The sequence below is a fragment of the Kordiimonas aestuarii genome (assembly GCF_025574465.1).
Lineage (GTDB): Bacteria > Pseudomonadota > Alphaproteobacteria > Sphingomonadales > Kordiimonadaceae > Kordiimonas > Kordiimonas aestuarii.
The window spans coordinates 1-22,972 of record NZ_JAOBPP010000004.1 but is presented as its reverse complement, the minus strand read 5'-3'; the positions used below and the strand labels follow the sequence as shown (position 1 = coordinate 22,972).

Here is a 22,972-nt window from a genome sequence, read left to right as displayed (position 1 = left end):
CAATGGCAAAAGCAAAATTTGAACGGAACAAGCCGCACTGCAACGTTGGTACGATTGGTCACGTTGACCATGGTAAGACGACGCTGACGGCGGCGATCACGAAAGTTCTCGCAGAGGCAGGTCATGGTGAAGCAGTAGACTTCGCGAACATTGACAAGGCCCCTGAGGAGCGCGAGCGTGGTATTACGATTTCGACAGCGCACGTAGAGTATGAGACGGAAGCCCGTCACTATGCTCACGTTGACTGCCCTGGCCACGCTGACTATGTGAAGAACATGATCACGGGTGCGGCGCAGATGGACGGCGCTATTCTGGTAGTGAACGCAGCGGACGGCCCGATGCCTCAGACCCGCGAGCACATTCTGCTTGCGCGTCAGGTTGGTGTTCCAGCGCTTGTTGTTTTCATGAACAAGGTTGACCAGGTTGATGACGAAGAGCTTCTCGAGCTTGTTGAGATGGAAATCCGCGAGCTTCTGAGCGAATATGAATTCCCGGGCGACGACATTCCGATCGTTGCGGGTTCTGCGCTTGCAGCTCTTGAAGGTCGTGACGACACCATTGGCAAAGAGAAGATCCTCGAGCTGATGAAAGCGGTTGACGAGTATATCCCGCAGCCTGAGCGTGCGATTGACGGTGCGTTCCTGATGCCTGTTGAGGATGTGTTCTCGATCTCTGGTCGTGGTACGGTTGTTACCGGTCGTGTTGAGCGCGGTGTTGTTAAGGTTGGCGAAGAAGTAGCGATCGTCGGCATCAAGGACACGACGAAGACGACGGTTACGGGCGTTGAGATGTTCCGCAAGCTTCTGGACCAGGGCCAGGCAGGCGACAACATTGGTGCGCTGCTGCGTGGTGTTGGCCGTGATGACGTTGAGCGTGGCCAGGTTCTGGCACACGTTGGCACGATCACGCCGCACACGAAGTTCACGGCAGAGACCTACATCCTCACCAAAGAGGAAGGTGGCCGTCACACGCCGTTCTTCGCGAACTATCGTCCGCAGTTCTACTTCCGTACGACCGACGTTACGGGGACGGTTGAGCTGCCAGAGGGCACCGAGATGGTTATGCCTGGCGATAACGTGAACCTGACCGTTGAGCTGATCGCACCGATCGCCATGGACGAGGGCCTCCGCTTCGCTATCCGCGAAGGCGGTCGTACCGTCGGCGCTGGCGTCGTGGCCAAAATCCTCGATTAATATCGGGTAAAACAAAGATGGGTCGGCTTGTCCGGCCCATTTTGCTGCGTGGGCCCTGCGGCAGTTCAGCGACCCACGTAACGCCTTTTTCGCGAAGGCAAAAAAAGTACTTGCATGGCAGGGCTTCGGGCGCTACACCCCACCCCTCATGAATGCAAAAACGGCTTTAGGGGCGTAGCTCAGTTGGTAGAGCACCGGTCTCCAAAACCGGGTGCCGTGGGTTCGAGTCCCTCCGCCCCTGCCAAGCCGGCAGCAAGTTTGACCGTGACGGCGGTTTGTAGTTAAAGTTTTGTAAAGCCTGCGCTTTTCATCAAATGAGCGCGGGCTTGTAGAGCAAAAAAAAGGGATGCATGATGGCGAAGACCACCCCGGGTGAATTTGTACGCCAGGTGCGGCAGGAAGGTTCTAAAGTAACCTGGCCGACACCGCGAGAGGCGGGAATCACCTCCGTAATGGTATTTATCATGGTGGTGATCATGGCCGTATTTTTCCTGGGCGTCGACTTTTTGTTGAATGCCGGCGTGCAGTTCCTCTTGGGTCTCGGAGATTAATGTGAGCAAGTCTCGCTGGTATATCATTCACGCCTATTCGGGCTTTGAAAAGAAGGTTGCTGAGGCAATCAAGGAACAGGCTTTGCAGCAAGGGCTCGATGCACTTGTTGATGAAGTCATCGTGCCGACCGAAGAGGTGATTGAAGTCCGCAAGGGCAAGAAAATCAAAGCCGAGAAGAAATTCTTCCCCGGCTATGTGCTGATCAAGATGGTGCTGACCGATGACACCTATCACCTCGCCAATGGTCATGCGAAGGTAACAGGTTTCCTGGGGCCGCAAGGCCGCCCATCACCGATTTCCGATGCGGAGGCCGCTCGCATCCTCAACCAGGTTGAGGAAGGTGTCGAGCGCCCACGTCCAAACATCGTGTTCGAGATCGGTGAAGAGGTCCGCGTGACCGATGGCCCGTTCACCAGCTTCAACGGCTTTGTTGAAGACGTGGATGAGGACAAGGCACGCCTTAAGGTGTCAGTATCGATTTTTGGTCGTGCGACACCGGTCGAGCTGGAATATACCCAGGTCGAAAAAGTTACATAAAGTTTTGGGGCCAGTGCCCCGAAAGCCGCGTGGGAGGCTCGCCATTAGCCGTACCACGCACCCTTGGCTGGGAAACCGGCCGTAGTTGTCATTTGAAAGGGAAAGACGATGGCAAAAAAAATTGCTGGCTATCTGAAGCTTCAGGTGCCTGCTGGTCAAGCTAATCCGTCGCCGCCAATCGGCCCGGCTCTTGGTCAGCGTGGTGTGAATATCATGGAATTCTGTAAAGCGTTCAACGCGCAGACACAGAAAATGGACGCGGGTATGCCTATCCCGACGATCCTGACTATTTATGCAGACAAGTCGTTCACTTTTGTGACGAAGACCCCGCCTGCAAGTTATTACCTGAAAAAAGCTGCCGGTAAAAAATCCGGTGGTGCGACGCCCGGCCGCGAAGTTGCTGCGACCGTGACCCGCGATCAGGTGCGTGAAATCGCGGAAGCGAAAATGGTCGATCTGAGTGCCAATGACATCGATGCAGCCATGCTGATCATCGAAGGTTCCGCGCGCTCGATGGGCTACAAGGTGGAGGGTTAATCCAATGGCTAAAACTGCAAAGCGTATGCAAAAAGCCTGGGACGGTCTTGACCGCGAAAAGCTCTACACCGTTGAAGAGGCTGTGAAAGAACTGAAGGGCCGTTCGGCTACCAAGTTCGACGAGACAATCGAAATCGCCATGAACCTCGGTGTTGACCCACGTCACGCTGACCAGATGGTTCGCGGTGTTGTTGCACTGCCGCACGGTACAGGTAAATCTGTACGTGTTGCTGTTTTTGCGCGCGGCCCCAAGGCTGAAGAAGCAGAAAAAGCAGGCGCAGACGTTGTTGGTGCAGAAGACCTTATGGAAGCCATCCAGAAGGGCGAGATCAACTTCGAGCGTTGCATCGCGACACCGGATATGATGGCAGTTGTTGGCCGTCTCGGTAAGGTGCTTGGCCCGAAAGGCCTGATGCCGAACCCGAAGCTTGGTACCGTAACCATGGACGTCAAGGGCGCTGTTGAAGCCGCCAAGGCCGGCCAGGTTGAATACCGCGTTGAGAAAGCCGGTATCGTGCACGGCGGCGTTGGCAAGGCCAGCTTCGACGAAGCCCAAATCATCGAGAACGCCAAAGCGTTCATTGGTGCGGTGATCAAAGCCAAGCCAACCGGTGCCAAGGGCACCTACGTCAAGAAGATCGGTATAACGTCGTCGATGGGCCCGGGCCTGAAAATCGACGTCGCATCGGTCAGCGGCGAATAATACGCGAATTTGCGCCGGGTCTCGGCTCGGCGCAGGCGCTCAGGCGGTTGTTTTGTCTGCGCGGGAGTAACTGTCCGAGATTGCAGGTGCCTTGAAGTGGGTTTCTAGTAGTTGACCTTCAGGGTTTAAAGGAGTGGTCGTCGCGGATCCACGGCCTGCATGAGACGGGGTTAAGGGAATTTCTCCTGACGGATTTATCCATCAGGATACCGCGGTTTCCTCGAAGGACTGGATGTAATCCGTCCTGCGAAGACTTAGGTAAAACCCGCACCTCCGGACAGAGGAGAGTACCGGTCGGCATTTGCCGCCGGTGCATAGCTCAAATGACGAGGGTTCATAGTTTGAAGTACGAACCTTCAAAGTCGGAGACGAGATAGTGGAAAGAGCCGAGAAGCAGGAACTGATTGCATCCCTGCATGACGTGTTCGCTGGCGCTGCCTCCGTCGTTGTAGTTCACTACGACGGCCTGTCAGTTGCTGAGATCACGGCATTGCGTTCGCAAATGCGCGAAGTGGGTGCCTCGCTTAAGGTTACGAAAAACCGGCTGACTCGTCTTGCGCTTAAAGGCACTGAATACGAAGGCATTTCGGATCTGTTTACCGGTCCGACGGCTATCGGCTTTGCTGACGACCCGGTCGCAGCACCAAAGGCCCTTGCTGAATTCGCCAAGAAAAACGAAAAACTTCGTCTTCTTGGTGGTGGCATGGGTTCTACGGTTCTGGACCAAGATGGTGTCAAAGCACTTGCTGACCTGCCGTCGCTCGACGAGCTTCGTGGCAAACTTGTGGGTCTCCTGCAAGCTCCTGCCCAGAAACTTGCGGCCGTTACGCAGGCTCCTGCGGGTCAACTGGCCCGTGTCTTCGGTGCTTACGGCAACAAAGACGCAGCTTAACGACATCCCGGGTGGCTATGCCTTTGGCGGCCGCCTGACACACTAACGCAATGATACATGCGGATCCTTTTTTGAGATGGACCGCTAATTTGGAGTGAATTGAAAATGGCTGACCTCAAGAAGCTTGTTGAAGAACTTTCCGGTCTGACTGTTATGGAAGCTGCTGAGCTTTCCAAACTGCTGGAAGAAGAGTGGGGCGTATCTGCCGCTGCACCAGTAGCTGCTGCTGCCGCTGCTGGCCCAGCTGCTGCCGCTGAAGAAGAAAAAGACGAATTCGACGTGATTCTTACTGCCGCTGGCGATAAGAAAATCAACGTCATTAAAGAAGTTCGTGCGATCACGGGCCTCGGTCTTAAAGAAGCTAAGGACCTCGTTGAGGGTGCTCCTAAGCCTGTTAAAGAAGGCGTTGCGAAAGCAGAAGCTGAAGAGCTCAAGAAAAAGCTCGAAGAAGCTGGCGCGAAAGTTGAGCTCAAGTAATTACTTGAGCCCAAGTATCCCGGGGTCGGGAGCGAAATTCGCTCCCGGCCTTTCGGCGTCCTAAGGGACCGGAGGACAGTAATTACCGGTCTGGTTTGGGTGAGACGCCCAAATGTTTTGGATTTTCAGGAGTTTAGGGTAAGGTCTGAACCCTAGGCTCTATTTTGGCAGCCGAGACGGTCCCTGTGTAGCGTGGACCTCTCCGGCACAACTTAAGGAACGAGGGCGAAGCATGGCGACTTCATTTACCGGTCGTAAGCGCGTGCGTAAGGACTTTGGACACATTTCCGAAGTGACGCAAATGCCAAACCTCATTGAGGTGCAGCGGCGGTCCTATGACCAGTTCTTCAAGCCTGGCGCAAACGAAGAAGAGAGGCTGTCATCCGGCCTCGAGAAAGTCCTGAAATCGGTATTCCCGATCCAAGATTTTTCTGCGACTTCATCGCTGGAATATGTAAAATACGAGCTTGAAGAGCCCAAGTATGACGTGGAAGAGTGCCAGCAGCGCGACATGACCTATGCCGCGCCGCTGCGGGTAACCCTGCGTCTGATCGTATTTGAAGTTGACCCCGAAACGGAAGCCAAGTCCGTACTCGACATCAAGGAGCAGGACGTCTACATGGGCGACCTGCCGCTGATGACCGATAACGGTACGTTCGTGATCAACGGTACCGAGCGGGTGATCGTATCCCAGATGCACCGTTCGCCAGGTGTGTTCTTCGACCACGACAAAGGTAAAACCCATTCGTCGGGTAAGTTCCTGTTTGCTGCCCGCGTGATCCCTTATCGCGGCTCCTGGCTCGACTTCGAGTTTGACGCCAAGGATATCGTGAACGTACGGATCGACCGTCGCCGCAAGCTGCCGGCAACGACGCTCCTTTATGCGCTCGGCATGTCTGCCGAGAACATCCTTCAGTATTTCTACAAGGTTGTAAGCTTCCGCCGTGCAGATGGCGGCTGGCGCATGCCGTTTGTTGCTGAAGCGTGGCGCGGCCAGAAGCCAGAGTTTGATCTTGTCAATGCTGACACCGGCGAAGTGATCTCGGAAGCGGGCAAGAAAATTACACCACGCCTCGCGAAAAGCCTCGAGAAGGCTGGCGTTGAAGGTGTTCTGGTCCCTGAAGAGTTGATCATGGGCAAATATGCCGCTGAAGACATGATCAACGAAAAGACCGGCGCCATTTATGTGGAAGCTGGCGACGAACTGTCGGAAGAAACCGTTGAAGCGCTGTCTGCCGCTGGCTTTGACGAGATCGCTGTGCTCGACATCGACGAAGTGTCCGTAGGCCCATACCTTCGCAACACCCTGAAGGCCGATAAGGTTGAGTGCCTCGATAGCGCGCTTGCAGAAATCTACAAAGTGATGCGTCCGGGCGAGCCGCCAACCAAGGAAACAGCCGAAGCGCTGTTCTATGGTCTCTTCTTTGACTCAGAGCGTTACGACCTCTCCGACGTTGGCCGTGTTAAGATGAACATGCGCCTGGGTGTTGAGTGTGACGATACCGTTGGTGTGCTGCGCCGTGAAGACATTCTCTCCACCGTCAAGACGCTTGTTGAGCTCAAGGACGGCCGCGGTGAAGTCGATGATATTGACCACCTTGGCAACCGTCGTGTTCGTTCCGTTGGCGAACTGATGGAAAACCAGTACCGCATTGGCCTGCTGCGTATGGAGCGTGCCATCCGTGAGCGTATGTCGTCTGTCGACATCGATACCGTGATGCCGCATGACCTGATCAATGCGAAACCGGCTGTGGCTGCTGTACGTGAGTTCTTTGGCTCATCCCAGCTCAGCCAGTTTATGGACCAGACCAATCCGCTCTCCGAGATTACCCATAAACGCCGTATGTCGGCGCTTGGACCAGGTGGTCTGACCCGTGAGCGCGCTGGCTTTGAAGTCCGTGACGTACACCCGACCCACTATGGTCGGATTTGCCCGATCGAAACGCCGGAAGGCCCGAACATTGGTCTGATCAACTCGCTCGCAACGTACGCACAGGTGAACAAGTATGGCTTCATCGAAAGCCCATACCGCCGCGTGAAGGACGGCGTTGTATCGAGCGAAGTGATCTATCTGTCGGCAATGGAAGAGCAGAAGTACACCGTAGCCCAGGCGAATGCCGAACTGACGGAAGATGGACGTTTCGCCAATGACCTCGTGTCCTGTCGTCAGGCGGGCGAGTTCATCATGTCGACGCCTGAGCACATTACGCTGATGGACGTATCGCCCAAGCAGCTTGTGTCTGTGGCCGCATCGCTCATCCCGTTCCTTGAGAACGATGATGCGAACCGTGCGCTTATGGGCTCGAACATGCAACGTCAGGCCGTGCCGCTCGTACGGGCGGAAGCGCCGTTCGTGGGTACGGGCATGGAAAAAGTTGTGGCGTCCGATAGTGGTGCTGCCATCGCTGCCCGCCGTACAGGCGTGGTTGAGCAGGTGGATGCGACGCGTATCGTTATCCGCGCAACTGAAGATGTTGATCCGGGCCGTTCCGGCGTTGATATCTACACACTGCAGAAGTTCCAGCGCTCGAACCAGAATACCTGCATCAACCAGCGTCCACTGGTTAAAGTGGGCGACGAGATCCGCAAGGGCGACATCATCTGTGATGGTCCGTCGACGGAGCTTGGCGAACTGGCACTCGGCCGTAATGCTCTCGTGGCGTTTATGCCCTGGAACGGTTACAACTTCGAGGATTCGATCCTGATTTCCGAACGCATCGTGAAGGAAGATGTCTTCACGTCGATTCATATCGAGGAATTCGAAGTGATGGCTCGCGACACGAAGCTGGGTCCGGAAGAGATCACACGCGATATTCCAAACGTGGGTGAAGAAGGTCTGAAGAACCTTGATGAGGCTGGTATCGTTTATATCGGCGCAGAGGTTCACCCGGGTGACATCCTCGTGGGCAAGATCACACCGAAGGGCGAAAGCCCGATGACGCCGGAAGAAAAACTTCTGCGCGCTATCTTCGGTGAGAAAGCTTCTGACGTCCGTGACACGTCCCTGCGCCTGCCGCCGGGCGTTGCTGGTACGATCGTTGAAGTACGTGTGTTCAACCGCCACGGTGTGGACAAGGATGAACGTGCGCTGACGATCGAGCGTGAGGAAATTGAACGCCTGACGAAAGACCGTGAGGATGAGCGCGTCATTCTTGAGCGTAACATCTATGGTCGTCTTCGTCCGCTTCTGGAAGGCCGCACAGTTACCGCCGGCACGAAGGATATGAAAAAAGGTACGAAAATCACCGAGGAAGGCCTTGCCGAGATCAAGCGAATCCAGTGGTGGGACCTTGCGGTTGACGATGATGCAGCCATGGCCGACATCGAAGCGCTCAGGAAGCAGTTCGATGAAAGCAAGGGGCAACTTCAGCGCCGTTTCGACGAGAAGATCGAGAAACTCCAGCGTGGTGATGAACTGCCGCCGGGCGTTCTCAAGATGGTAAAAGTCTTTGTTGCTGTGAAGCGCAAGCTTCAGCCGGGCGACAAGATGGCCGGCCGTCACGGCAACAAGGGTGTGATTTCCCGCATCCTGCCGCAGGAAGATATGCCTCACCTTGAGGACGGTACGCCGGTTGACGTTGTTCTCAACCCGCTGGGTGTACCATCGCGGATGAACGTTGGTCAGATTCTTGAGACGCACCTTGGCTGGGCATCGCGCGGTCTGGGCCGTCAAATTGATGGCATGATCGAAGCGTATCGTCATGGTAATGGCGCAGTTGACGATTTCCGTGCCAAGTTCAAGGATATCTATGGTGACGCTCAGTATGAGACTGATGTTGCCGAGCTCTCCGATGAGCAGATCCTTGAGCTTGCCGGTAACCTGACAAGCGGTGTTCCGATGGGTACGCCGGTGTTTGACGGTGCCGTGGAAGCTGATATCGTGACCATGCTTGAAAAAGCGGGCCTCGACAGCTCAGGTCAGGTGTATCTGTATGATGGTCGGACCGGTGAACGTTTCGACCGCAAGGTAACAGTGGGCTATATCTATATGCTCAAGCTGCACCACCTTGTGGATGACAAGATTCACGCTCGTTCGATCGGCCCATACAGCCTCGTTACCCAGCAGCCGCTTGGTGGTAAGGCACAGTTCGGTGGTCAGCGCTTCGGTGAGATGGAAGTGTGGGCACTGCAGGCGTACGGCGCTGCCTATACGCTTCAGGAAATGCTCACCGTCAAATCGGATGACGTTCAGGGCCGGACCAAGGTCTATGAAGCGATCGTGCGTGGTGACGACACATTTGAAGCGGGTATCCCGGAATCCTTCAATGTTCTTGTGAAGGAAATGCGGTCCCTTGGCCTCAATGTCGAGCTGATCACAGGTACGGAATAAGCCATTAGAGGCCGGGGGCTTGCCCTCGGCCGCGCCTGCTCTGTTATAGTTAAAAGGGGCGGGCTGAGTTTGGAAGGCGAACCGGGGCCCCTTTGAGTAAAGAATTGCCCCGACAGCGAATTAAGAGAGACGCCGGACATGAACCAAGATGTGATGAAATACTTCAACCCGAACCAGAAGCCGGAGACGTTTGATCAGATTCAGATCTCGATTGCGTCACCCGAGCGGATTCGGTCCTGGTCTTTTGGTGAGATCAAGAAGCCGGAAACGATCAACTATCGGACTTTCAAGCCCGAGAAGGATGGTCTTTTCTGTGCCCGTATCTTCGGTCCTGTAAAGGACTACGAATGCCTTTGCGGCAAATACAAGCGGATGAAATATCGCGGCATTATTTGTGAGAAATGCGGCGTTGAAGTCACGCTTTCCAAGGTACGCCGGGAGCGCATGGGGCACATCGACCTCGCGGCGCCCGTTGCGCACATCTGGTTCCTGAAATCACTGCCAAGCCGGATTGGTCTGCTGCTTGACATGACGCTGAAGGATCTCGAGCGCGTTCTGTATTTTGAATACTATGTGGTGATTGAGCCTGGCCTGACCCCGCTGAAGCAGTTTCAACTGCTGAGCGAGGATGATTTCTACCGCGCGCAGGACGAATATGGCGAAGACAGCTTCACGGCTGGCATTGGCGCCGAAGCGATCCGCAAGCTGCTGGAAAGTATCGACCTTGAAGGCGAGCAGGAAAAGCTTCTGAAAGAGCTGGCTGAGACCAAGTCTGAGCTGAAACCGAAGAAAATCGTCAAGCGCCTCAAGGTGATTGAGGCATTCCTCGAGAGCGGTAACCGCCCTGAGTGGATGATCCTGACTGTTGTGCCGGTTATCCCGCCAGAGCTGCGCCCGCTGGTGCCGCTCGACGGTGGCCGTTTTGCGACGTCTGACCTCAACGACCTTTATCGTCGTGTGATCAACCGTAACAACCGCCTGAAACGTCTGATTGAACTGCGCGCGCCGGATATCATTATCCGGAACGAGAAGCGTATGCTGCAGGAAGCTGTTGATGCGCTGTTTGATAACGGTCGCCGTGGCCGTACCATCACCGGCGCGAACAAGCGTCCGCTCAAATCGCTCTCTGACATGCTCAAGGGTAAGCAGGGCCGTTTCCGTCAGAACCTTCTTGGTAAGCGTGTTGACTATTCCGGCCGTTCGGTGATCGTTGTTGGTCCTGAACTTAAACTGCACCAGTGTGGCCTGCCGAAGAAGATGGCGCTTGAGCTGTTCAAGCCATTCATTTATTCGCGCCTCGACAAAAAAGGCATCGCGACCACGATCAAGGCCGCGAAGAAGCTGGTTGAAAAAGAACGCCGTGAGGTTTGGGATATCCTCGACGAGGTAATTCGCGAACACCCGGTCATGCTCAACCGTGCGCCCACGCTTCACCGCCTTGGCATTCAGGCGTTTGAACCTGTGCTTATTGAAGGCAAGGCTATCCAGCTTCACCCGCTCGTTTGTGCGGCGTTCAACGCCGACTTCGACGGTGACCAGATGGCGGTTCACGTACCGCTCTCGATTGAAGCGCAGCTTGAAGCTCGCGTGTTGATGATGTCCACAAACAACATCCTCAGCCCGGCGAACGGCAAGCCGATCATCGTGCCGTCACAGGATATCGTGCTGGGCCTTTACTACATGACCTCCATGCGTGAAGGTGACGTGGGCGAGGGCAAGGCTTTCTCCTGCATGGATGAAATCCAGTTCGCGCTCGATGGCAAGTCGATCACGTTGCACACCAAGATCAATGCTCGTTTCGAGTTGATCAACGACAAGGGTGAACTTGAGGTCAAGCGCGTCGAGACGACCCCTGGTCGCATGATCCTTGCGCAGCATCTGCCGAAGCACCCGAAGGTGCCGTTCAGCCTGATCAACCGCCGACTGACGAAGAAAGAAATCTCCGAGGTTATCGACGTGGTGTATCGCCACTGCGGGCAGAAAACCACGGTTCTCTTTGCTGACGGTATCATGGGCGAAGGTTTCCGTCGTGCTTGTGCCGCCGGTATCTCCTTCGGTAAAGACGACATGATCATCCCGGACGCAAAAGAGAAGCTTGTCGAGGATACCCGCTCACTCGTGAAAGAATACGAAGAGCAGTATCAGGACGGTCTCATTACGCAGGGCGAGAAATACAACAAGGTTGTCGACGCTTGGGCGCAGTGTACCGACAAAGTGGCTGACGCCATGATGAAAGAGATGGAGCGCACCACGACCGACGAAAATGGTCGCGAGAGCAACATCAACTCGGTATTCATGATGGCGCACTCCGGCGCGCGTGGTAGTGCGGCGCAGATGAAGCAGCTTGCCGGTATGCGGGGCCTGATGGCCAAGCCGTCGGGCGAGATCATTGAGACACCGATCATCTCCAACTTTAAAGAGGGTTTGTCGGTTCTTGAGTACTTCAACTCATCGCACGGCGCGCGTAAAGGTCTTGCTGATACAGCGCTTAAGACAGCGAACTCCGGTTACCTGACACGTCGTCTTGTCGACGTCAGCCAGGACTGCGTGGTCGTGGAAGAGGATTGTGGCACCGAAAACGGTATCACCATCACGGAAGTGTCTGAGGGCGGCGACGTTCTTGTGCCTTTGTCTGAGCGTATTCTGGGCCGGTGCCTCTCTCTGGATGTGAAGCACCCGGTCACGGGCGATCTACTGTTCCCGGCTGGTGAATTGTTGGACGAGGTGAAGTCTGACGCGATCGAGACCGCAGGCATTGCCGAAGTGAAAATCCGTTCCGTTCTGACATGTGAAACCAAGGGTGGCACCTGTGGCAAGTGTTACGGTCGTGATCTCGCCCGTGGTACGCCGGTGAACATGGGTGAAGCGGTTGGTGTTATTGCCGCACAGTCCATCGGTGAGCCGGGTACCCAGCTGACGATGCGCACCTTCCACATCGGTGGTGCGGCAACGGTTAACGCGGAATCGGCTGTGGAATCCTCGGCAGACGGTAAAGTGAAGGTCGAAAACCGCAACGTGATCGAAGACAGCCGTGGCCGTAAGGTTGTGATGAGCCGGAACATGGAAATCATCATCGTTGATGATGAGGGCCGTGAGCGTGCCAAACACCGCCTTGCCTATGGTTCGCACCTCTTCAAGGACGAAGGTGACGAAGTGGTGAAAGGCGAGAAAATCGCTGAGTGGGATGCGTACACCATTCCGATCATCACCGAGCAATCCGGTATTGTACGTCTTGTCGACCTCGTGGAAGGCACTTCCATGAAAGAGGTTGTGGATGAAGGCACGGGTATCGCGTCGAAGGTCGTGACCGACTGGCGTAGTGCACCAAAAGGGGCTGACCTGCGTCCACGCATCACATTGCGCGACGAAAGCGACGAAGTTGTTGAACTCGCCAACGGGACGGAAGCACGTTACTTCCTCTCTGTCGACGCCATTCTCTCGGTTGAGGACGGCAAGCGTGTATCGGCTGGTGACGTGATCGCCCGTATCCCGCGCGAAGCCGCCAAAACCAAAGACATTACCGGTGGTCTGCCGCGTGTGGCCGAGCTTTTCGAAGCCCGCCGTCCGAAAGACCATGCCGTCATCGCGGACATTGACGGTATTGTTGAGTTTGGCCGCGACTATAAAAACAAGCGTCGCATCACCATCCGTCCACGCGATGATGAAGGCGAACCGGTCGAATATCTGGTACCGAAGGGCAAGCACATTGCCGTTCAGGAAGGCGACTTCATCCAGAAGGGTGAATACCTGATTGATGGCAACCCGGCACCGCACGATATTCTGCAGGTGATGGGCGTTGAAGCGCTTGCCAACTATCTGGTAAAAGAAGTGCAGGACGTTTACCGCCTGCAGGGTGTGAAGATCAACGATAAGCACATTGAGGTGATTGTTCGCCAGATGCTGCAGAAAATCGAGATCACGTCTTCGGGCGACAGCACTATGCTTCTGGGTGAGCAGGTTGACCGCGAAGAGTTCGAGGAAAACAACGCGAAACTTGAAGCACAGGGCAAACTGCCAGCCAAAGGCCATCCGATCCTACTTGGGATCACGAAGGCAAGCTTGCAGACCCGCAGCTTCATCTCTGCGGCGTCGTTCCAAGAGACAACACGCGTGCTGACTGAGGCTTCTGTCGCAGGCAAGAAAGACAAGCTCGTTGGCCTGAAGGAAAACGTGATTGTTGGTCGCCTGATCCCGGCGGGTACGGGCTCGGTTGTGAACCGCCTGCGCTTTGAAGCGCAGCAACGTGACAAGCTGGCTGCCGAAGCTCAAGCCGAATTGGATGATCCGATGGCAGCCGCCGAGGCCGAGTTCGCAGCAGCGACCGGCTCAGAAGCCCCACAAGAGGGCGGCGAAGCTTAAACTGATCAGACAAACGAATAAAGAGGGCTCGCCAGATGGCGGGCCCTTTTTTGTTGACGGCCAGAGCGCGGTTCCTGCTTGGCAACACCCGGCACTTATGCATAGTGGTTTGAAAAGGGGGGCCTATGTCGCGTATTTTGCAGAGCCAGTTCAGCCATTTGGCCTTACTCGCCACGCTTGCCGCTACCCTTCTGTTGCGGGGGCTTGGGAACAACAGCCTTGGCTACCCGGATGCGGACCGTATCCTGATGGACGGGGTGTTCTTGCGCGATACCATGACGGATATGCCGTTTGGGAACCCATGGACTTATGCCCAAGCCTATTTCGCGCAATACCCGGCGCTTAGCATCGGCTATCGGCCCCCGTTTTTCCCATTTGTGGAAGGAATATTCAACCTCCTGTTCGGCGTGAATATGTGGTCCAGTCGGCTGGCGCTGTTCGGCTTTGTGCTTGTGGGCCTGTTGTGTTGGTACAAAATGGTGCGGCGAATGACGGGTGCGCCGGCGGCGGTCGGCTCAGCAGCGCTTTGGCTCAGTACGCCTTTCGTTGCGCAGTGGGGCTGGTACACAATGGCTGAGCTCGCCGTGCTTTCTGTTGTGCTTTGCGCCATCTATTATCTGGTGCGCTGGCTTGAGGATGGCTACCCGCGTGATGCTGTTTCCCTCGCGTTTGCCATAGGCATCGCCGCGTGGACCAAGCAGACCGCCGCGTTTCTTGTGCTGACCACTCTTCTCGTGCTTGTGGCGCGCGGCCGGTTTCACTGGGCCATCAGGCAGCCGACGCATTATGGTGCTGCGCTGTTGCTTGTGGCTATAATCGTGCCACTAGGCGTTATGACGGTGGTGTTTGGAGACCAGAATATCCATCAATCGCTCGGTGATGGCTCGGGCAAGGCTCTGTCTCGACTTAGCCTGGAGAACTGGCTTGTGCACCTGAAAACCCTTGTGCGGGTGCATCTTTCGCCGCCGGCACTTGCTCTTGTTGCCATCGGCCTTGTCATCAGTTTTTATTACAACAGGAAAGCCCTGTGGTTGCCTGCGATCGTGATCGTATCCGTCTATATCTTCTTCAGCTTGATGGTTGGCAAAAACCCGCGCTATCCCATTTTCTGGATTCCGTTCTGGATGCTGATCGCGGCGTTGCCGCTTTCCGTGTGGGGGCTGAATACGGCGCGTGGCAGGCTTTATGCTGGCCTTGTTTCGCTGGTTGTAGTGTTCCAAGGGGTAATGGTTTTTCGCGAGGAACCTCTTTACGCGACGGGTTACGATGTTGCCGCCCAAGAGGCAATCAGGGTGGCGGACGATGCCTCCGTCTTTATTGACGCCTACCACAATGGATATTTTACTTATTTTGCGCGGCAGGCCGACAAGGCGCGGCAGAGTTATATCCTGCGCGGGGACAAGCTGCTCTCGTCTTCATCAATTGTCAGCAGCCACTGGCAGGAAGTACATGCCGAGACAGAAGACGATATCCTGAAGATATTTGATGATCTGGCGGTCAAGGCTGTCGTCGTGGAATCGCGCAATTACACGGGGCTGGAGATTCATGCCAAGCTACGCAGGCTCCTGCTGGACAGCACACGGTTCGAGCATATCCGTTCCGTCCCGATAGAGAGCAACCGCACCATGAGTTCCGCCCCCGGCACCCCCCGTTTCAGCGATATCACGCTTGAACTTTATCGCTACAAGCAGGCCCATAACGAGATTACAGGAGACATTCGGCTGCGCCTGCCGGTTGTCGGCAAAACGGTTGTCAAAGAAGCGGAGGACAAAGGTGAAGGACAAGATTGAAGCTGCAGTCACGCGCATCTTTGCCCTGACGCGCGTCCCATGGGTGCGCCGTGTGGCCATGGTCCTGGCGTCAGTATTGTTCCTTGGTGGTTTTTACATTTCCGCGCAAGAGATCAATGGTGACGTGGCTGTGCACTCCTGGCCTGCACTTGCGCTTGTGTGCCTTGTCATTGTGCCTGCGCTTATCCTGTTGAATGGTGCGGAAATGAAATTGGCCGCCGCCATGGTGGGCGTATCCATCGGTTTTTGGCGTGCCCTTGGCATCAGCGTTCAGGCAAGTGCTGCGAATATGCTGCCGCTTCCTGCGGGCCCCATGCTCAGGGTAGGGGCCGTAATGACACGGGGGGCATCGCTGGCACGGGGTAGCTTGTCGGTCCTGTTGCCCGCTTTTGTCTGGCTTGCCATCGGGTTGCTGATCTCAGCTGCTGCAGGGTACGGCGTCGGTGCGCATAAGGCCGCATCTGCACTTTTGCTGCTTGGTGCTGGTGTCGCGGTGCTGGTTGCCATCATGGCTGTACGGACGGGGGTCGAGGGGAAGGCGCTTTCTGTTCTCGTGGTGATCAAGTTCGTAACAGGGCTTCTGGATGCGCTTGCACTTTATATACTGTTTCAGGTGATCGGTGTTGCCGCCAGCGTGCTGCAGACCGGGATGCTGGCAGCCAGTGCACCGCTCGGGGCCGCGGTCGCTGTGGTGCCAGGCGGTCTTGGCGTTCGGGAGCTAGCGTCATCCGGCCTTGGAGTTATGGCCGGGTTGTCGGCAGCATCGGCCTTTTTGGTGCCTTCGCTGCTGCGGCTGGCATTCCTTTTGGTGCTGATGCCTCTGGCGCTGGTCTTCGCGCTGATCACGCCTTCGAACGATTAGCCAACAATTGTATCAATGCTTGATGGGCGATAAGACCGACCTCAGATGGGCCTGTGACCAGTTCAGGGGGCACAGGGTCAAGGGTGCCTTTTGTCCATTCTGCCTTCGCCGCGCGAATGGCGTCGGCCAACGCCCGCGGGCATGCGGCGGGCACGGTTGAAATAGCACCTGCTGATTTACCCTCATACGGGTGAATAGCGTCGGATTGTCGGGTTAAAACGGGCAACCCAATGGCCAGCATCTGAAATATTTTATTGGGCACCACACGGCCCGCTTTGTCTCCGTCCGAGAAGATACCCAGTCCCAGGGCATGGCCGGATAGGAAGGCGGGCAAATCTTCATAATTGACCCACGGTAACCATACAAGGTTGGGCAAGGGGTGGGCTTCTAGCCACAAGCGGGTATCATCCGCTGTTTGTCCGCCGCCCACGAGAGTGAAATGAATGTCTTCCGCCTTCAAAATGCGGACGGCCTCCAGAATGGTGGGGATGCCGTGAAGTGGTATGAACTTTCCGTAAAACACGGCAGTAAATTGCTGACCGTTGCGAGGGGAACCGTCGGCGGGCGACCAATCGATAAATTGTTGCTCTGCACCAACAGGCACAACAGCAAAGCGGGCGGCGGGGATATCGAAGCATTTCGAAAAAAACGCTGCATGGGCCTCTGTGTCGAGAAGGGTCATATCCGCCAGTCCGCATGCTGTCTTGTCGAGATAGAAGCATGCCTTGCCCGTGAGACTGCCGGGTGCCGCCAACTTGCGGTCGCCGACGACTGTGTCATACGCGGAGATAAAAGCGTCCCATACCAGCGGCTTGCGGCGGAGGGAGGCAAAGAGCTTGGCAAACCAGATATCGACATGCCCGGGGTAACAAACGACGACGATGTCGTGGTCTGGCAGGGTGACATAACGCGCACATAGCCTGGCCATCGCCCATAGCCAGCGCAGGAATAGTGTGGCTGTTTTGAGGATGCCGGCAAACTGGCTGCGGTCTTGGTTGTTTTGCCAGATGTCTTCATGGCAAAGGGTGACGGTATTGCCTGCTCGCTTTAGCCCGTCCAGCAGAATGCGGGTACGTGGGTTGTTCAGGTCGGCGGTGCCGAACAGGACAATCCTAAACTTTGCGGCGGTGTTATTTGTCATATTTATCCAGCTCAAGCCGGCGGACCCGTTCGAGGGTTTGTTCGATCAGTTGCCTGTTGCGCCCGATCAGGTCGGCCAGTAGCGCGATGAGCAAGGTAAACATACCAATAATCAGGAAAGCCACCCCCAGGACGAGCGACTGGATATGCCCCGCGCCGCCATCAGCAACGTAATAATAAAGAAATCTAAGAATGGGCAGGATACCGATGAGGGAGAAGAGCGCACCAAGGAAGAAGAAAAAGCGCAGCGGTTTGAACATCGCATACATGCGCATCATGGTGGTAAGTTGTGCTTGAATGAAGCCTCGCATGGATGTGAACAGCCGGGATGGACGTTCTACCTTTTTGGTGCGCACGGGAACGGAGCACACTTTCATCTTCTTCATGCCTGCTTGAATAAGTGTCTCAACCGTGTAGCTGTAGCTTGAGACAATATTAAGCCGCATGGCCGCCTTGCGGCGGAAGGCGCGAAAGCCGCTCACAGCGTCAGGAATGTCGGTGCCGGAAAGCGCCCTGACGACCCGGCTGCCAAGTCGCTGCAGCAATTTCTTGAACGGGGAGAAATGCGCGATGTTTGCTGTTTGCCTGTCACCGACCACAATGTCCGCGCGCTCATCAAGGATGGGGCGAACCAGGGCGGGGATGTCGCCGCCGTTATACTGGTTGTCGGCGTCGGTGTTGACTATGATATCCGCACCCAGACGCAGGGACGCCTCGATGCCAGTGGCAAAGGCGCGGGCAAGGCCTTTGTTATGGCTGTGGACGATGATGTGATGGACACCGGCCGCTCGCGCCACCTCCTGAGTACGGTCCACACTGCCATCATCAACGATGAGAACTTCTATGGTATCGATTCCCTCAATTGACGTGGGTAGGTCGGCCAAGGTCTCTGCGAGGGTTTCCTCCTCATTGAAACAGGGAATTTGGATAATCAGTTTCATATAGCCCCTCATCCGCAAGATGGCGCCAGCCTATACCAGTCCGCCGCGCCTGAGCAAGTACGCTGATCGGCACATCATCAACAGACTCAGGCGATTAGACCTGGCACGAGTAGAGGAGTGTAGTTGCTATGATTGACGTCTTTCCCATATGGTCCGTGGCCGGAAATCAGGCGCGCGGGCCAAATTGGCTATCTTCCCCTTTTTTCATTGACGCAGAGCCTGTTTCGGTATAGTAAGCGCACCTCGCCGGAGCTCAGGTGGTGGCCCAAACAGGCCAGACGCTGGGGTTTTCTGGCTAAGAGAAGACATTGAAAATTTCCCGGATGGCCTCGTCGGAGCCTAACAGCCCCGATGCAGGCGGTTTTGCTGCATGTGTAGTGGGTCGTCCGAGTGATGGTGACAGAGAAAAACGGCAAGGAACAAAGATGCCTACCATTAACCAGCTAGTGCGGAAGCCGCGCAAAGCGAAGCCGATCCACAATAAAGTGCCGGCGCTTGAAGCATGTCCGCAAAAACGCGGTGTATGTACCCGTGTTTATACAACGACTCCAAAGAAACCTAACTCGGCTCTTCGTAAGGTTGCCCGTGTGCGCCTCTCGAACGGCTTTGAAGTTACAAGCTACATTCCTGGTGAAGGCCACAACCTGCAGGAGCACTCTGTGGTGCTTATCCGCGGCGGCCGGGTAAAAGATTTGCCGGGTGTTCGTTATCACACGCTGCGCGGTGTGCTTGACACACAAGGCGTTGCAGATCGTCGCCAGAGCCGTTCGAAATACGGCACGAAGCGTCCGAAGTAAGATTAGAGAAGGAATACCGCTATGTCTCGTCGTCATAGAGCAGAAAAACGCGACGTCCTGCCTGATCCGAAGTTCGGTGACGTGGTACTGACGAAGTTCATGAACAGCCTGATGTTCGACGGTAAAAAATCCGTCGCTGAACGCATTGTATATGGTGCCCTCGACAAGATGGCTGAGCGCGCAAAAACCGAAGCTCTCGGTCTTTTCCATGAAGCGCTCGACAACGTAAAGCCCGCCATTGAGGTTCGTTCCCGCCGTGTTGGTGGTGCAACATACCAGGTGCCGGTTGAGGTACGTAACGAGCGCGCGCAGGCACTTGCGATCCGTTGGTTGATCACTGCCGCCCGTAAACGCAACGAAACAACGATGGTTGACCGTCTCTCCGGCGAACTGCTGGATGCGGCGAACAACCGCGGTGCTGCCGTCAAGAAGCGTGAAGACACGCACAAGATGGCTGAGGCTAACAAAGCCTTCTCGCACTATCGTTGGTAATCAGTATCTAAGTTGAGGAACCAGTTCCATGGCACGCAGAACGCCACTTAATCGTTACCGTAACATCGGCATCATGGCACACATTGATGCTGGTAAAACGACCACGACCGAACGTATCCTTTATTACACAGGCCGTAGCCACAAGATCGGTGAAGTACACGATGGCGGCGCTACCATGGACTGGATGGAGCAAGAGCAGGAGCGTGGTATCACGATTACTTCCGCTGCAACGACTTGCTTCTGGAAGGATCATCGGATCAACATCATCGATACCCCGGGCCACGTTGACTTCACCATTGAAGTTGAGCGTTCGCTCCGTGTGCTTGATGGTGCTGTGGCTGTATTCGACTCGGTTGCTGGTGTTGAGCCGCAGTCCGAGACTGTATGGCGTCAGGCTGACAAATACAAAGTTCCACGCATGTGTTTCGTCAACAAGATGGACCGCATGGGCGCGAACTTTGAGCGTTGTGTCGACATGATCCGCAATCGTCTTGGTGCCAACGCACTTGTTCTCCAACTGCCAATCGGCGCTGAGAGCGAGTATGAGGGCCTGATCGACCTGATCGAGTTCAAGGAAGTGCTCTGGAAAGGTGAAGACCTTGGCGCTTCTTACGAGTACGTCGACATCCGCGACGACCTCAAGGACGCTGCGGACGCTGCACGTCTCGAGATGATCGAGACGGCTGTGGAAGCTGATGAAGCGCTGATGGAAAAATACCTCGAAGGCGAGGAGTTGACCTCAGCTGAGCTCAAGGGCGCTATCCGCAAGGGTACGACCAAGGGCCTCTTCGTTCCTGTGCTTAACGGTACTGCGTTCAAGAACAAAGGCGTTCAGCCACTCCTTGACGCAGTAGTGGACTTCATGCCGGCGCCGACAGACGTGGAAGCGATCCGCGGTGTTGACGCGAACGACCCCGAGAAAGAAATCCTTCGCAAGTCTTCGGACGAAGAGCCTTTCTCTGCGCTTGCGTTCAAGATCATGAATGACCCGTTTGTTGGTACGCTGACATTCTGCCGCATCTACTCCGGCGTTCTCGAGACTGGTACACAGGTCATGAACTCTGTGAAGCAGCGTAAAGAGAAAGTTGGTCGGATGCTGGAAATGCACGCCAACAGCCGTGAAGACCTCAAAGAAGCACGCGCTGGCGACATCGTCGCTCTCGCGGGCCTCAAGAACACCACAACAGGCGATACGCTCTGTGCCAACAACAGCCAGGTTATCCTGGAGCGCATGGAATTCCCTGATCCGGTGATCGAAGTGGCTGTTGAGCCGAAAACGAAGGCCGATCAGGAAAAGATGGGCATCGCCCTCAATCGCCTGGCTGCTGAAGATCCATCTTTCCGCGTCTCTTCTGATGAAGAATCCGGCCAGACTGTGATTGCCGGCATGGGTGAACTTCACCTCGACATTCTCGTTGACCGCATGAAGCGTGAGTTCAAGGTTGAGTGTAACGTGGGCGCGCCTCAGGTTGCGTACCGCGAGAGCTTTGCTCGCGAAGTTGAAATTGACTACACGCACAAGAAACAGTCCGGTGGTTCCGGTCAGTTCGGTCGCGTGAAGATGGTTGTTACCCCTGGTGAGCGCGGTACCGGTATCGAGTTCAAGGACGAGATCAAGGGCGGTAACATCCCTCGTGAATACATCCCAGGTGTTGAAAAAGGGATCAAGGATGTGGCTGAGAGCGGCGCTCTCATCGGCTTCCCGATCATCGATTTCTCCGTACGCCTGATTGATGGTGCGTACCACGACGTTGACTCGAGCGTGCTTGCGTTCGAGATCGCAGGTCGTGGTGCACTGCGCGAAGCAGCTTCCAAGGCTGGCATCAAGCTCCTCGAGCCTGTGATGAAAGTCGAAGTTGTGACGCCAGAAGAGTATATGGGTGACGTAATCGGTGACCTTAACAAGCGCCGTGGTCAGATCCAGGGGTCCGAGACCCGTGGTCCGGCAACGGTTATCAACGCAATGGTGCCGCTGGCGAATATGTTCGGCTACGTGAACGAGCTCCGCTCTTTCTCGCAAGGTCGTGCGCAATTCTCCATGCAGTTTGATCATTACGCTGAAGTGCCTGCGAACGTGGCTGAGGAAATCAAGACCAAGCTCGCTGGTTAAAACATAAACAAGAAAAACCAATGCTATGGATCCCTTGGTAAACAAGGGCCGATAGAAAGGTAGTACAATGGCAAAAGCAAAATTTGAACGGAACAAGCCGCACTGCAACGTTGGTACGATTGGTCACGTTGACCATGGTAAGACGACGCTGACGGCGGCGATCACGAAAGTTCTCGCAGAGGCAGGTCATGGTGAAGCAGTAGACTTCGCGAACATTGACAAGGCCCCTGAGGAGCGCGAGCGTGGTATTACGATTTCGACAGCGCACGTAGAGTATGAGACGGAAGCCCGTCACTATGCTCACGTTGACTGCCCTGGCCACGCTGACTATGTGAAGAACATGATCACGGGTGCGGCGCAGATGGACGGCGCTATTCTGGTAGTGAACGCAGCGGACGGCCCGATGCCTCAGACCCGCGAGCACATTCTGCTTGCGCGTCAGGTTGGTGTTCCAGCGCTTGTTGTTTTCATGAACAAGGTTGACCAGGTTGATGACGAAGAGCTTCTCGAGCTTGTTGAGATGGAAATCCGCGAGCTTCTGAGCGAATATGAATTCCCGGGCGACGACATTCCGATCGTTGCGGGTTCTGCGCTTGCAGCTCTTGAAGGTCGTGACGACACCATTGGCAAAGAGAAGATCCTCGAGCTGATGAAAGCGGTTGACGAGTATATCCCGCAGCCTGAGCGTGCGATTGACGGTGCGTTCCTGATGCCTGTTGAGGATGTGTTCTCGATCTCTGGTCGTGGTACGGTTGTTACCGGTCGTGTTGAGCGCGGTGTTGTTAAGGTTGGCGAAGAAGTAGCGATCGTCGGCATCAAGGACACGACGAAGACGACGGTTACGGGCGTTGAGATGTTCCGCAAGCTTCTGGACCAGGGCCAGGCAGGCGACAACATTGGTGCGCTGCTGCGTGGTGTTGGCCGTGATGACGTTGAGCGTGGCCAGGTTCTGGCACACGTTGGCACGATCACGCCGCACACGAAGTTCACGGCAGAGACCTACATCCTCACCAAAGAGGAAGGTGGCCGTCACACGCCGTTCTTCGCGAACTATCGTCCGCAGTTCTACTTCCGTACGACCGACGTTACGGGGACGGTTGAGCTGCCAGAGGGCACCGAGATGGTTATGCCTGGCGATAACGTGAACCTGACCGTTGAGCTGATCGCACCGATCGCCATGGACGAGGGCCTCCGCTTCGCTATCCGCGAAGGCGGTCGTACCGTCGGCGCTGGCGTCGTGGCCAAAATCCTCGATTAATA

Annotated in this window: 17 protein-coding genes and 1 tRNA gene; 16 read left to right on the top strand and 2 right to left on the bottom strand. The window is 55.6% G+C overall.

What is annotated here, in order from left to right; translation table 11 throughout:
* Nucleotides 1-2: 2 nt before the first annotated feature.
* The 12 genes from tuf (OEU85_RS00305) to OEU85_RS00250 all read left to right on the top strand — a co-directional run bounded on the left by tuf (OEU85_RS00305) (nt 3) and on the right by OEU85_RS00250 (nt 16,232).
* On the top strand, nt 3-1,193 hold the full coding sequence (gene tuf, locus OEU85_RS00305; protein WP_262689420.1) for an elongation factor Tu: 1,191 nt from the start codon (nt 3-5) through the stop codon (nt 1,191-1,193).
* A gap of 168 nt (nt 1,194-1,361) precedes the next feature.
* Nucleotides 1,362-1,437: transfer RNA gene (locus OEU85_RS00300), tRNA-Trp, on the top strand.
* A gap of 109 nt (nt 1,438-1,546) precedes the next feature.
* Nucleotides 1,547-1,744: a preprotein translocase subunit SecE gene (gene secE / locus OEU85_RS00295; RefSeq protein WP_394805369.1), complete on the top strand. Its 198-nt coding sequence runs from the start codon at nt 1,547-1,549 to the stop codon at nt 1,742-1,744.
* A gap of 1 nt (nt 1,745) precedes the next feature.
* Nucleotides 1,746-2,282, top strand: a complete 537-nt coding sequence (gene nusG / locus OEU85_RS00290; RefSeq protein ID WP_262689433.1) for a transcription termination/antitermination protein NusG — start codon at nt 1,746-1,748, stop codon at nt 2,280-2,282.
* Between the two features lie 108 nt (nt 2,283-2,390).
* The gene (rplK, locus tag OEU85_RS00285) at nt 2,391-2,819 is read left to right on the top strand and encodes a 50S ribosomal protein L11 (RefSeq protein WP_262689432.1); all 429 of its coding nucleotides are present in this window, start codon (nt 2,391-2,393) and stop codon (nt 2,817-2,819) included.
* A gap of 4 nt (nt 2,820-2,823) precedes the next feature.
* Nucleotides 2,824-3,522, top strand: a complete 699-nt coding sequence (rplA, locus tag OEU85_RS00280; RefSeq protein WP_262689431.1) for a 50S ribosomal protein L1 — start codon at nt 2,824-2,826, stop codon at nt 3,520-3,522.
* Between the two features lie 376 nt (nt 3,523-3,898).
* On the top strand, nt 3,899-4,414 hold the full coding sequence (gene rplJ / locus OEU85_RS00275; protein ID WP_262689430.1) for a 50S ribosomal protein L10: 516 nt from the start codon (nt 3,899-3,901) through the stop codon (nt 4,412-4,414).
* A gap of 105 nt (nt 4,415-4,519) precedes the next feature.
* Nucleotides 4,520-4,891 carry a 50S ribosomal protein L7/L12 gene (gene rplL / locus OEU85_RS00270; protein ID WP_262689429.1) on the top strand — a complete coding sequence of 124 codons (372 nt, stop codon included), beginning with the start codon at nt 4,520-4,522 and terminating at the stop codon, nt 4,889-4,891.
* Nucleotides 4,892-5,123: 232 nt separating this feature from the next.
* Nucleotides 5,124-9,221: a DNA-directed RNA polymerase subunit beta gene (gene rpoB, locus OEU85_RS00265; protein ID WP_262689428.1), complete on the top strand. Its 4,098-nt coding sequence runs from the start codon at nt 5,124-5,126 to the stop codon at nt 9,219-9,221.
* A gap of 138 nt (nt 9,222-9,359) precedes the next feature.
* Nucleotides 9,360-13,580 (top strand): DNA-directed RNA polymerase subunit beta', encoded by a 4,221-nt coding sequence (gene rpoC, locus OEU85_RS00260; protein WP_262689427.1) that lies wholly within the window; start codon nt 9,360-9,362, stop codon nt 13,578-13,580.
* A gap of 125 nt (nt 13,581-13,705) precedes the next feature.
* Nucleotides 13,706-15,370 carry an ArnT family glycosyltransferase gene (locus OEU85_RS00255; RefSeq protein ID WP_262689426.1) on the top strand — a complete coding sequence of 555 codons (1,665 nt, stop codon included), beginning with the start codon at nt 13,706-13,708 and terminating at the stop codon, nt 15,368-15,370.
* Complete coding sequence (locus OEU85_RS00250) at nt 15,354-16,232, top strand: hypothetical protein (protein WP_262689425.1); 879 nt, start codon at nt 15,354-15,356, stop codon at nt 16,230-16,232. The genes OEU85_RS00255 and OEU85_RS00250 overlap by 17 nt, the downstream gene beginning before the upstream one ends.
* On the opposite strand, the gene OEU85_RS00245 is transcribed toward OEU85_RS00250, so the two are convergent.
* Both OEU85_RS00245 and OEU85_RS00240 read right to left on the bottom strand, forming a co-directional pair.
* On the bottom strand, nt 16,213-17,373 hold the full coding sequence (locus tag OEU85_RS00245; protein ID WP_262689424.1) for a glycosyltransferase: 1,161 nt from the start codon (nt 17,371-17,373) through the stop codon (nt 16,213-16,215). The genes OEU85_RS00250 and OEU85_RS00245 overlap by 20 nt on opposite strands.
* The gene (locus OEU85_RS00240) at nt 17,363-18,313 is read right to left on the bottom strand and encodes a glycosyltransferase family 2 protein (RefSeq protein ID WP_262689423.1); all 951 of its coding nucleotides are present in this window, start codon (nt 18,311-18,313) and stop codon (nt 17,363-17,365) included. Before OEU85_RS00240 ends, OEU85_RS00245 begins: the two co-directional genes overlap by 11 nt.
* 425 nt (nt 18,314-18,738) lie before the next feature.
* On the opposite strand from OEU85_RS00240, the gene rpsL reads away from it, so the two are divergent.
* From rpsL to tuf (OEU85_RS00220), 4 genes are all read left to right on the top strand, one after another.
* Nucleotides 18,739-19,110, top strand: a complete 372-nt coding sequence (rpsL, locus tag OEU85_RS00235; RefSeq protein ID WP_262689435.1) for a 30S ribosomal protein S12 — start codon at nt 18,739-18,741, stop codon at nt 19,108-19,110.
* Between the two features lie 21 nt (nt 19,111-19,131).
* A complete protein-coding gene (gene rpsG / locus OEU85_RS00230) occupies nt 19,132-19,602 on the top strand; it encodes a 30S ribosomal protein S7 (protein ID WP_262689422.1) in 471 nt (156 codons plus the stop codon).
* A 28-nt stretch (nt 19,603-19,630) separates the two neighbouring features.
* The gene (gene fusA / locus OEU85_RS00225; RefSeq protein WP_262689421.1) at nt 19,631-21,712 is read left to right on the top strand and encodes an elongation factor G; all 2,082 of its coding nucleotides are present in this window, start codon (nt 19,631-19,633) and stop codon (nt 21,710-21,712) included.
* A 67-nt stretch (nt 21,713-21,779) separates the two neighbouring features.
* Nucleotides 21,780-22,970, top strand: coding sequence for an elongation factor Tu (tuf, locus tag OEU85_RS00220; RefSeq protein ID WP_262689420.1), 1,191 nt, complete (start codon nt 21,780-21,782; stop codon nt 22,968-22,970).
* Nucleotides 22,971-22,972: the final 2 nt, after the last annotated feature.

Bases quoted from the DNA above. Each gene is read 5' to 3' on its own strand.
- tuf (WP_262689420.1), top strand. From the start codon at position 3: ATGGCAAAAGCAAAATTTGAACGGAACAAGCCGCACTGCAACGTTGGT.
- secE (WP_394805369.1), top strand. From the start codon at position 1,547: ATGGCGAAGACCACCCCGGGTGAATTTGTACGCCAGGTGCGGCAGGAA.
- rplK (WP_262689432.1), top strand. From the start codon at position 2,391: ATGGCAAAAAAAATTGCTGGCTATCTGAAGCTTCAGGTGCCTGCTGGT.
- rplA (WP_262689431.1), top strand. From the start codon at position 2,824: ATGGCTAAAACTGCAAAGCGTATGCAAAAAGCCTGGGACGGTCTTGAC.
- rplL (WP_262689429.1), top strand. From the start codon at position 4,520: ATGGCTGACCTCAAGAAGCTTGTTGAAGAACTTTCCGGTCTGACTGTT.
- rpoB (WP_262689428.1), top strand. From the start codon at position 5,124: ATGGCGACTTCATTTACCGGTCGTAAGCGCGTGCGTAAGGACTTTGGA.
- rpoC (WP_262689427.1), top strand. From the start codon at position 9,360: ATGAACCAAGATGTGATGAAATACTTCAACCCGAACCAGAAGCCGGAG.
- OEU85_RS00255 (WP_262689426.1), top strand. From the start codon at position 13,706: ATGTCGCGTATTTTGCAGAGCCAGTTCAGCCATTTGGCCTTACTCGCC.
- OEU85_RS00245 (WP_262689424.1), bottom strand. From the start codon at position 17,373: ATGACAAATAACACCGCCGCAAAGTTTAGGATTGTCCTGTTCGGCACC.
- OEU85_RS00240 (WP_262689423.1), bottom strand. From the start codon at position 18,313: ATGAAACTGATTATCCAAATTCCCTGTTTCAATGAGGAGGAAACCCTC.
- rpsL (WP_262689435.1), top strand. From the start codon at position 18,739: ATGCCTACCATTAACCAGCTAGTGCGGAAGCCGCGCAAAGCGAAGCCG.
- rpsG (WP_262689422.1), top strand. From the start codon at position 19,132: ATGTCTCGTCGTCATAGAGCAGAAAAACGCGACGTCCTGCCTGATCCG.
- fusA (WP_262689421.1), top strand. From the start codon at position 19,631: ATGGCACGCAGAACGCCACTTAATCGTTACCGTAACATCGGCATCATG.
- tuf (WP_262689420.1), top strand. From the start codon at position 21,780: ATGGCAAAAGCAAAATTTGAACGGAACAAGCCGCACTGCAACGTTGGT.